The sequence below is a fragment of the Butyricicoccus sp. genome, from assembly GCF_050872565.1.
Taxonomy (GTDB): Bacteria; Bacillota; Clostridia; order Oscillospirales; family Butyricicoccaceae; genus Butyricicoccus_A.
Map to the genome: position 1 here is coordinate 1 of NZ_JBNMHC010000047.1, position 9583 is coordinate 9583.

A 9583-nucleotide genomic window follows, 5' to 3' on the forward strand; every position below is an offset into this window, starting at 1 on the left:
TATTTTGAAGAAATTCGGCTATGCAAATCTGGAAGAACTGTACAATGCACTGGGTTATGGCGGTCTTACCGTAACGAAAGTGCTGAATAAAGTGCGCGATGAAGTCATTCGCGCGAGAAAACAGGAAGAAAAACAGAAGCCGCTCAATTCTCGGCCGAAGGCGAACGGACACTCGGATTCCGGCGTGATTGTCGAAGGTCTGGATGATGTTGACTGTAAGGTAAAGTTTGCACGATGTTGTACCCCGGTTCCGGGCGATGACATCATTGGCTATGTTACCCGCGGATTTGGTGTTTCTGTGCACCGCAAGGATTGCGTCAATGTCAAAAATGCCAATCCGGAAGACCGAAAACGCTGGGTAACGGTGTACTGGGATGAAAGCCATGTGGAATCGAAAGAACGATTCAGCACGGCGATTCAGATTTCTACCAATGACCGCATGGGTGTCATGAACGATGTATTGCAGCTGTTAGCGAATAATCATATTAACGTCAAGGACTTTAATGGCAAAACATTGTCTGAAGGCTACGGCATTATCAATATTGTCATTGCCGTCACAGGTCTGGCACAGCTGGATGCGCTGACAAAGAAGCTGCGCGGCCTGCGCGGTGTCATTAACGTCACGCGCCAGACCATGTGAGGAGGATGCAATGAGAGCCGTATTACAGCGCGTCACGCACGCAAAAGTAACCATAGAGGGACAGGTATCCGGTGAAATCGGAACGGGCTTTCTCGTTCTTCTCGGCGTTGCACCGGAAGATACCCAAGAGCAGGCCTTATATCTGGCAAGAAAGATTGCCGGTCTGCGCGTTTTTACCGATGAAAATGATAAAATGAATTTAGCTCTTGCCGATGTTGGCGGAAGACTGCTGGTTGTCAGCCAGTTTACGCTGTATGCCGACTGCCGCAAGGGAAAACGACCGAATTTTACCAAAGCTGCGAAAGGTGAGCAAGCAAATACATTGTACGAATATTTTGTCAATTGCTGCCATGGTCTGGGCATTGAAACCCAGACCGGCGAATTTGGTGCAGATATGAAGGTTGAGCTGCTCAACGATGGACCGGTGACTATTTTGCTGGACACCGATGAGCTGATGCGAAAGAAATAAGAGGAAATACTATGCAAATCAAGCAATTTGTGGTAGGCGATGTCGCTACCAACTGTTATCTCGTCTGGGACGAAACATCACATGAGGGTGCGATTGTCGATCCGGGAGATCGAGCAGAACAGCTCATCCAGACCATACAAGAAGAACACATTCAGCTGAAGTATATTCTGCTGACCCATGCGCATTTTGACCACATTCTTGCCGTCGGTGCGATTAAGCGCGCGACAGGTGCGCAGGTTGTTGTCAGCAAGCAGGATGAATATTTGCTCGACGCCAACGCGGCATTGTCGCCGTTCGGCGCATATGGCAGACAGCTGATGAGCCGTTTTGATTTTCCGGGTGCAGATATTTGGGCGGGAGAAGGCACAACGGTTTCGTTTGGCGGCATGACAGCAACGTATTACAGCACACCGGGTCATACGCCTGGCTCGTGTGTGATTCGTTTGGACGATGCGGTGCTGTTTACCGGCGATACGCTGTTCCGTGAGAACTGTGGCAGAACCGATCTGCCAGGCGGTAATTGGAACGATATGCTTCGTTCGCTCAAGAAGCTGCATGATATGCCGGGAGATTTCCGCGTTCTGCCGGGACATGAGGGCTTGTCCACCTTGGAGCATGAACGGCAGCACAATCCGTATATGATTGAGGCAGTCGGCAGATGATTTATACCATACAAGGTCTGGAAAATGACCATCCTGTTCGGGAAATGCTGTATAATCTGCTGCCGACAGAAATTCCAGAACGCGCAGACAGCGCACCGGAGGACGTAGATGCCTTGGGCGTCTGCGTGGAACAAGTTGGCATGGAAAATTGCATTCGCGTGTGCTGTGTGCGGCAGGGAAAACAAGCGTGCGCAGAGCGGCGCGCACCGATTTCCGATGATGCTGAGCAGACCAAACGTGCGCGCACTCATGCAGTCAAAACCGCCATTTTTGAGGCAGTCTCTCCGTTTTTGGATACTGTGCCGGAATGGGGCTCGCTGACCGGTGTGCGTCCGGCAAAGTTTGCGCGGAGCTTTATGGAGCAGGGCTATACACCGGCGCAAGTGGCAAAACTGATGACGGAGACCTATCATGTCTCGGCAGCACGGCGTGCGCTGGCCATCCGCTCCGCAGGTATCGCTATGGATTTGAAAGAAAAAATCCATCCGAATGATATTTCGATTTATATCGGCATTCCGTTCTGCCCGTCTCGATGCAGCTATTGCTCCTTTGTCAGCCATTCGATTGAGAAGGCGGGCAAGCTGATGGCAGAGTATCTGGATACTCTGTGCGGAGAAATTGTACACACGGGAGAAATTCTCAGACAGGCGGGTCTGCGCATCGTCACCATTTACATCGGCGGCGGTACGCCGACTACCCTTTCGGCACAGCAGATGGATTGTCTGCTCCAGACCGTGCATCAATCCTTTGATTTGCAGGCTCTGGAGGAATTCACAGTGGAAGCTGGCAGACCGGATACCATCACACGCGAAAAACTGCTTGTGCTCAAGAAACATGGTGTAGACCGTATTTCCATTAACCCGCAGTCCATGAACGATGCCGTATTGGAAGGCATTGGACGCCATCACAGCGCACAGGATGTGCTGGATCGCTATCAAACAGCACGGGAAGTAGGCTTTTCCGCCATCAATATGGATACCATTGCAGGCTTGGACGGCGATACACCGGAAAGCTTTGCCCATACGATAGATACCCTGCTTGCACTGAATCCGGAAAATATCACAGTGCATACGCTGGCGGCAAAACGCGGCGCAGATCAGCATGACCGCGCACACAATGCGAAAAAACAGGAAGCTGTTCGCCAGATGCTGGAAATTGCATCCAAAAAGCTGACAGCGGCAGGATATGCGCCATATTATCTGTATCGACAGAAGTTTATGGCGGGCGGTTTTGAGAATGTCGGCTGGTGTAAGATGGGCTATGAATGTAAGTACAATGTTTACATGATGGAAGAACTGCAAACCATCGTTTCACTCGGTGCAGGCGGTGTTACCAAGCTGCTGGGCACGGATGGAAGAAAAATCCGGCGTATCAGCAACCCGAAATATCCCTATGAATACAATGTTTCATTAGAACGAATCAATGCAGGCAAACAGGCGATTCTGGATTGGGCAAAATCCGGCTCCTCTTTGTCAGACTGAGGAAAGATACATGTTTCATGTAAAGATCAACGAAATCAATGAGCGCTGTCGGCACGATCCGGCGGCATTCGTTGCACAATCCGAACAAAGCTATACCAACGTCATTGAGAGCATTGCGGATTGTATCTGTGAAAATCAATATGACCGCACAATTTTGCTGCTCAATGGTCCGTCTTCCAGCGGCAAGACGACGACGTCTCACCGCATTCGAGATGCTATTGAGCGCAGAGGTGTTCACTCCTATGCCATCTCAATGGATGACTACTATTTGAGCCGCGACAGCTATATTGTCCCGAAGGACGAAGAGGGACACGACGATTTAGAGTCTCCGCTGTGTATGGATTTGCCGATGCTCAGCGACCATTTGGCGGCGTTGGTGCGCGGGGAAACCATCGAAGTACCGACATATGATTTTATGCACCACGTGCGAACAGAGGAAGTCAAAGAAGTACGATTGGAAAAGGGCGAAATTGCCGTCATTGAAGGTATTCATGCGCTCAACGATGTGCTGATGGCAAAGGTGCGTGAGTCGTCTATTTCTGTGTATATGGCGGTGGGAACTCAGCTGATTTTGTCAAATAACTGGCGTTTGGCACCGCATGTGCTGCGCTTTGTGCGCCGCGCCATTCGAGACAAGAACTTCCGCGATGCACCGGTGCCGGAGACCATCAATATGTGGCGGTCTGTTCGGCGCGGAGAACGACTGTACATCCGTCCGTATATTCCATCAGCGGATTTTATCGTCAATACGTATCTGCCGTATGAGGACTGTATTTTAATGAATCAGCTCAAGCATGATGCCGCGCCGTATCATCAGGAGATGATAGACGCAGGATTAGCGGATTTGGTGCGAGCATTGGATCAATTTGAAGAAATCCATGATCTCAGTCTGATTCCGGACAATTCGATCATGCATGAATTTATTGGATAAGAAACTCGCCTAGAGAGGAGCATTTCTATGGACAAGACGAACTTTTTTGAAAAAGCAAAGGTATCAGCGGAAATTCTGTCTGCCCGTACCGGCGTGACTGCGGCGAAAGCAGCGGACGCCGCAGGAAAGACCGCGGTGAACATGCTCAACGCGACCAAGCTGAATTTACAGATTTTCGATCTGAACACCGAAGTGGAAATTCTGTACAAAGAAATCGGCAAGATGGTCTACAGCGTCCATACAGGCAAGGAAGAGGATCAGGCAGCGTTGCAGATTAAGCTACAGCTCATTGATGAAAAGCTGCAAAAGATGGGCGAACTGCAAGCACAGCTGAACGCAGAGCGTTCTGCGCTGTTTTGCCCGAATTGCGGTAAGCAGTGCAAAAAAGATGACACATTTTGCAGCCACTGCGGTGCACAGCTCTGATAAGCGCACAGCATAACCTGCGCCGCTTCTAATCCGGCGTTCCGTTTCATACCTTGTCTCATAGGAGGACGGGCATGAAACGGAACAAGGCAAGCTATGTCGGCGGTGCGGCAGCACTGCTTCTTTCCAGTGTCACTGTTAAGATTCTCGGTGCGCTGTTCAAAATTCCACTGACCAATCTCATCGGAGACAGCGGCATGGGTCTGTTTGCGTTTGCCATGCAGTTTTTCTCGCTGCTGTTTGTGATTTCTGCCGCGGGACTTCCTGCGGCACAGGCACATTTGGTGTCGGAAGCGTTGGCGCTTGGCAGGCGGGAGCAGGCAAAGGCAATTACCGTGCGAGCGGTGTCTGTATTTGCAGTGACATCTTTGCTGCTATCGCTGGCTCTGGCGGCAGCGGCACCGCTGCTTTGCCAGCTGTTTGGACAGACCGCCGCTGTGCCGTGTCTGCTGCTCATCGCACCGGCAGTATTTTTGGTGACGATTGAGGCAGCACTGCGCGGCTGGTATCAGGGTACCGGCGATATGATTCCGACAGCTATCTCGCAAGTGGCAGAGGCGGTTGGAAAGCTCGTCGTCGGACTGTTTGCAGCGAGCACTTTGCTGGATGCAGGGTATGGCATCGCGGGCGCAGCGGCAGGTGCGGTATTTGGCGTGACCTGTGGCGAATTGCTTGCCGTGTTATATCTGCTGTGGAGCGTGCGGCGTGGTGCTTGGCAGGCTCTGCGTCATCCACCGAAAGAACAGAATGAATTTTCTAAACTGGTGCAGCTGATGATTCCTGTGACATTGGGAGCAGCTGTCATGACGGTCTCCGGCTTTCTAGATATGTCCGTGGTATATCGACGCCTGCCTGCGGCGGGATTTTCTGCCCAAGAAATTGTCGCGGCGTATGGTGCGTATACCGGTATGGCATTGACGCTGTTTAATTTGCCGCAATCGCTTTCTAATGCGGTATCTGTCAGCGTGCTTCCGGCATTGTCAGCATCGCACGCCAAAAAACAAGAAAAACAGACCAGACGGCTGCTGCGGTCATCTATGGGGCTGACATTGCTCGTATGTATACCGTGTGGAATTGGATTATTTGTATTGGCGGAGCCGCTATTGCGGCTTTTATTTGCATCTCAGCCGCGTGGTGTGCAGACGGCAATTCCCTTGCTGCGCCTGCTTGGCGTGGCGGAACCGCTTGTCGGATTGTCTACAGTTACCATCTCCATTTTGCAGGCATTTGGACGACCGGATTTGTCGGTCTATGCGATGACTGTTGCCTGCACGGTAAAATTTGCTGTGGGTTTCTATTTGGCTGGACAGCCGGATGTCAATATCTTGGCACTGCCGATTGGCACGTTGACTTGTTATAGCATTTTGCTGGTCATGAATCTAGCATTTATCGCGCATGTACTGCATCCGAGAAGATAGAACAGAAAGGAAACATGTTTTATGGACTTTGAAATAAAAAAGCAATATCATTTTGACGATTTGTTGCAGGTAATGCGCATTTTACGAAGTGAAGAGGGCTGTATGTGGGATCGACAGCAGGATCATCACAGTATTCGCCGTGATTTCATCGAAGAGACGTATGAGGTGTGCGAGGCAATCGACAACGAAGACACCGAACTGCTCAAAGAAGAATTGGGTGATGTGCTGTTTCAGGTTGTCTTCCACACGACCATAGAAGAAGAACAAGGACATTTTGACATAGATGATGTGATTGACGGCATCTGTAAGAAGATGATTTATCGACATCCGCATGTATTTAAGGATGTGCAGGTAGATTCCACACAGGATATTCTGAACAATTGGGATGACCTCAAAAAAACAGAAAAGCACCAGGAAAGCGTTACAGATACTATGAACAGTGTGGCACGCACACTTCCGGCACTCATTCGCGCCGAAAAGGTCATGAAAAAGGCAGAAAAGGCTGGATTTGAGTGGAACAGCGTAGAAAATGCGCTGGACAAAGTCCAAGAAGAATTGGACGAAGTGCGCCGCGCAGAACACGGAGACGGTAATTTGCCGGAGGAAATCGGTGATTTGCTGTTTGCGGCGGTGAAGGTGGCAAAATTTGCCCATACCGATCCGGAAGAAGCACTCAATCATACGACGGAGAAGTTTATTCATCGGTTTTCCCATGTAGAAGAAGGGGCTGCTGCACAGGGGAAGCAGGTTGGAGATTTGACGCTGCGGGAAATGCTGGAGCTTTGGGAAGAGAGTAAAAGGGATGAACAAAAACGAATTGATTGATCGGGTTTCCGATTATACGGGTATGAAAAAGAAAGAAGCCTCACTGGCCACGATGGCAGTATTTGCCTGTATCGCAGATGCGTTGGCACAGGGGGAAAAAATCACTATTTCCGGCTTTGGTGTGATGGAAGTGCGCCATCGTGCCGCAAGAAAAGGGCATTTGCCGACAGGAAAGCAGGAATTTGATATTCCGGCAATGAAAATTCCGGTATTTCGCCCATCCAAACAATTAAAGGAGAAAATAAACACATGAGACTGGATAAATATTTAAAAGTATCCCGCTTGATTAAGCGAAGAACGATTGCAAACGAAGCTTGTGACAATGACCGTATTTTGGTCAATGGCAAGCAGGCAAAGGCGTCCTATCAAGTAAAAGTCGGTGATGTCATTGAAATCACCTTCGGACAGAGAACGCTGAAAGTAGAAGTTCTCAACATTGCAGAGCATGTTCTCAAGAACGATGCTTCCGCACTGTATCGAGAGATTCCGTGAGTGTTTACAAACGCATAACGCAAAGCCCTGACACATAGAATAGTGTCAGGGCTTTTTGCATGGATAGAACAGGATAGGGGGAGCGTATATGGAACGCAACACGGCGGAAAAACAGGCATTGCCGCACGGAATTTCCCTGCAAGACAGAAAAAAGCTGTCGATTTCCGGCGTCAGCGACGTTGCAAATTTTGATGAAAACCAAATCATTGTCGCTACAGGCTGGGGGACCTTGCTCGTGCGCGGCAGCGACCTGCATGTCGATCAGCTCAGCTTAGATACCGGCGAGCTGCGCATCACAGGACGCATCGACTGCATGGAATACGATGACAACAGCACATCCGGCGGATTTCTTCGCAGGTTGTTTCAATGAATATCGTACAGCAACAATGGTACGGCGTGCTTGCTGCGTGCATCTGCGGGTTAGCACTTGGCGCGTTGTATGATGCGTTTTGGCTGATTCGACAGCACTGGAGGAGCGCAGGGCTGACATTTTTCTTGGATGCGCTGTTTTCCATGACGAGCGGCGCGGCACTGTTTGTGCTTGCCGTCAGCATTTTTCAGCAGCGAATGCGCGGTTTCTTGCCAGTTTCCATGCTGCTCGGTGGTATTTTGTGGGAGCTGACCGCTGGACGCTGGGTGCGGCGTTTTTGGAAATGGATGCACAAGCGTGCAGGAAAGAGAAAATTTTCAAAAAAATCGTAAAAAATAAAAAAAATCCTTTTCTTTTTGCATGTGGTGGTATAGAATAGTATCGTAATCATTGAAGGAGGGATTGGATGAGCAAGCCGAAAAACAAGAAAATCAGCCTAGTGAGCAAGTTAATTGTTGCCGTTGTTGTCGCGGTTGTTATTGTCAAACCGATTTCTCTCCAGATTCAGATTCGTGAGCTTCAGCGACAGGTTGAAACATTGGATGACCAGATCAGTCAGGAAAAGACCGTGAATAAAGATCTGAAGAAATCGCTGAATGAGGGCGTGACCGATGAGTCCATCGCAAAGATTGCTCGTGATGTGCTGGGATATGCATCGCCTGGTGAGCGTGTGTTTATCGATAGCTCGGAGCAGTAACCAAAAGTATATGGAGGAAACAGTTTAATAGTATGGAGTTGGCTGTAGGAGAAATCATTTCCGGCAAGGTAACCGGAATCACAAAGTTTGGCGCGTTTGTTTCGCTGCCAGAGGGCAAGAGCGGTTTGGTACATATCTCTGAAGTGGATCAGTCATATGTCAGCGACATCCGCGATCATTTGACAGAGGGTCAGGAAGTCAAGGTGAAGGTCATCGCCATTGACGAGAATGGTCGTGTGAATTTGTCGATCAAAAAGACGCAGCCGCGACAGAACAGCGAGCAGCGTCCGTTCCGCCGCAACAACAATCAGAACGGTGGAAATCACAATACCAACCGCGGAAGCTATCAGAATCGCACAGGCAGCTCCAACGGCGGCAAAAAGTTCCAGCAGCGCCAGGGTTATGCGCCGCGTCCGGCAGCAAAGGAAGCACCAGCTTCTTTTGAGGATAAGCTCAAGCACTTTATGCAGGACAGCGAGAGCCGGATGGCAGATCTGCGCCGCAACACCGATAAGAAGAACGGTTCCCGCCGCCGCAAATAATAACACAAAGCAAACAGACATGTCGCTCTTTTCGTATGATATTTCGGGAAGGCGGCATTGTCATGTCTGCTTTTTTGTACGAACAAAAAAATACCCTTCGGCGAGCCGAAGGGTGAATGGATTGTGGGGATAAAGATATGAACGGTGCATGGATAGCAGTTTCCTGCCACCGTGGTTATCGTATCATGATTACCAGAAATTGTCAATTGTTTTTTGAGGAGAAGCAATGATACTTTGCAATGCGAAAATTGTCCCAATGGAGGGTGAAATCATCGAAAATGGTTTTCTTTCCGTAGAAAATGGAAAGATTTCCGCAATCGGGTCGATGGAAACTGTGCCGGAAGGTGAATGGATTGACGTACACGGCGGATGGATTCTGCCGGGACTTGTTGATGCGCACACGCATTTGGGACTGTTTGAAGACTCTCTTGGTTTTGAGGGAGAGGATGGAAACGAGGATACTGACCCGATTACGCCGCAGCTGCGCGTCATTGACGGCATTAATCCAATGGAGCGCAGTTTTCAGGAGGCGCGCGAGGCAGGCGTGACCTGCTGTTTGGTATCTCCTGGCAGCTGCAATCCGATTGCCGGACAAATCGCTGCGATCAAGACGGCAGGCCGCCGGATTGA

14 protein-coding genes and 1 pseudogene are annotated in these 9583 nt (G+C 49.8%); all 15 read left to right on the top strand.

The features are described 5' to 3' along the window. Positions 1–640: ACT domain-containing protein (locus tag ACR0P9_RS03580; protein ID WP_432617466.1), on the top strand; the 640-nt coding region annotated here is incomplete at its 5' end. Positions 641–650: 10 nt separating this feature from the next. Then, entirely contained in the window at positions 651–1109 is a 459-nt protein-coding gene (gene dtd, locus ACR0P9_RS03585) for a D-aminoacyl-tRNA deacylase (protein WP_432617467.1), read from the top strand. A gap of 11 nt (positions 1110–1120) precedes the next feature. After that, positions 1121–1771, top strand: a complete 651-nt coding sequence (locus tag ACR0P9_RS03590) for an MBL fold metallo-hydrolase (RefSeq protein ID WP_432617468.1) — start codon at positions 1121–1123, stop codon at positions 1769–1771. Then, complete coding sequence (gene hemZ / locus ACR0P9_RS03595; protein ID WP_432617469.1) at positions 1768–3252, top strand: coproporphyrinogen dehydrogenase HemZ; 1485 nt, start codon at positions 1768–1770, stop codon at positions 3250–3252. The genes ACR0P9_RS03590 and hemZ overlap by 4 nt, the downstream gene beginning before the upstream one ends. Before the next feature lie 10 nt (positions 3253–3262). Continuing rightward, positions 3263–4183, top strand: coding sequence for a uridine kinase family protein (locus tag ACR0P9_RS03600; RefSeq protein WP_432617470.1), 921 nt, complete (start codon positions 3263–3265; stop codon positions 4181–4183). 27 nt (positions 4184–4210) lie between these two features. Continuing rightward, positions 4211–4609, top strand: coding sequence for a zinc ribbon domain-containing protein (locus ACR0P9_RS03605; protein WP_432617471.1), 399 nt, complete (start codon positions 4211–4213; stop codon positions 4607–4609). Positions 4610–4683: 74 nt separating this feature from the next. Then, complete coding sequence (locus ACR0P9_RS03610) at positions 4684–6027, top strand: oligosaccharide flippase family protein (RefSeq protein WP_432617472.1); 1344 nt, start codon at positions 4684–4686, stop codon at positions 6025–6027. 21 nt (positions 6028–6048) lie between these two features. Then, a complete protein-coding gene (gene mazG, locus ACR0P9_RS03615; RefSeq protein ID WP_432617473.1) occupies positions 6049–6852 on the top strand; it encodes a nucleoside triphosphate pyrophosphohydrolase in 804 nt (267 codons plus the stop codon). Continuing rightward, positions 6830–7105 (top strand): HU family DNA-binding protein, encoded by a 276-nt coding sequence (locus ACR0P9_RS03620; RefSeq protein WP_432617474.1) that lies wholly within the window; start codon positions 6830–6832, stop codon positions 7103–7105. The genes mazG and ACR0P9_RS03620 overlap by 23 nt, the downstream gene beginning before the upstream one ends. Further along, the gene (locus tag ACR0P9_RS03625; RefSeq protein ID WP_216469082.1) at positions 7102–7344 is read left to right on the top strand and encodes an RNA-binding S4 domain-containing protein; all 243 of its coding nucleotides are present in this window, start codon (positions 7102–7104) and stop codon (positions 7342–7344) included. The genes ACR0P9_RS03620 and ACR0P9_RS03625 overlap by 4 nt, the downstream gene beginning before the upstream one ends. 88 nt (positions 7345–7432) lie before the next feature. Then, on the top strand, positions 7433–7714 hold the full coding sequence (gene yabP / locus ACR0P9_RS03630) for a sporulation protein YabP (RefSeq protein WP_432617475.1): 282 nt from the start codon (positions 7433–7435) through the stop codon (positions 7712–7714). Continuing rightward, positions 7711–8046: a spore cortex biosynthesis protein YabQ gene (gene yabQ, locus ACR0P9_RS03635; RefSeq protein ID WP_432617476.1), complete on the top strand. Its 336-nt coding sequence runs from the start codon at positions 7711–7713 to the stop codon at positions 8044–8046. Before yabP ends, yabQ begins: the two co-directional genes overlap by 4 nt. Before the next feature lie 74 nt (positions 8047–8120). After that, on the top strand, positions 8121–8411 hold the full coding sequence (locus ACR0P9_RS03640; RefSeq protein ID WP_432617477.1) for an FtsB family cell division protein: 291 nt from the start codon (positions 8121–8123) through the stop codon (positions 8409–8411). Positions 8412–8443: 32 nt separating this feature from the next. Next, positions 8444–8953, top strand: coding sequence for a S1 RNA-binding domain-containing protein (locus ACR0P9_RS03645; RefSeq protein ID WP_432617478.1), 510 nt, complete (start codon positions 8444–8446; stop codon positions 8951–8953). Positions 8954–9179: 226 nt separating this feature from the next. Then, positions 9180–9583 (top strand): annotated as a pseudogene (locus ACR0P9_RS03650) (amidohydrolase); the annotation flags it as partial.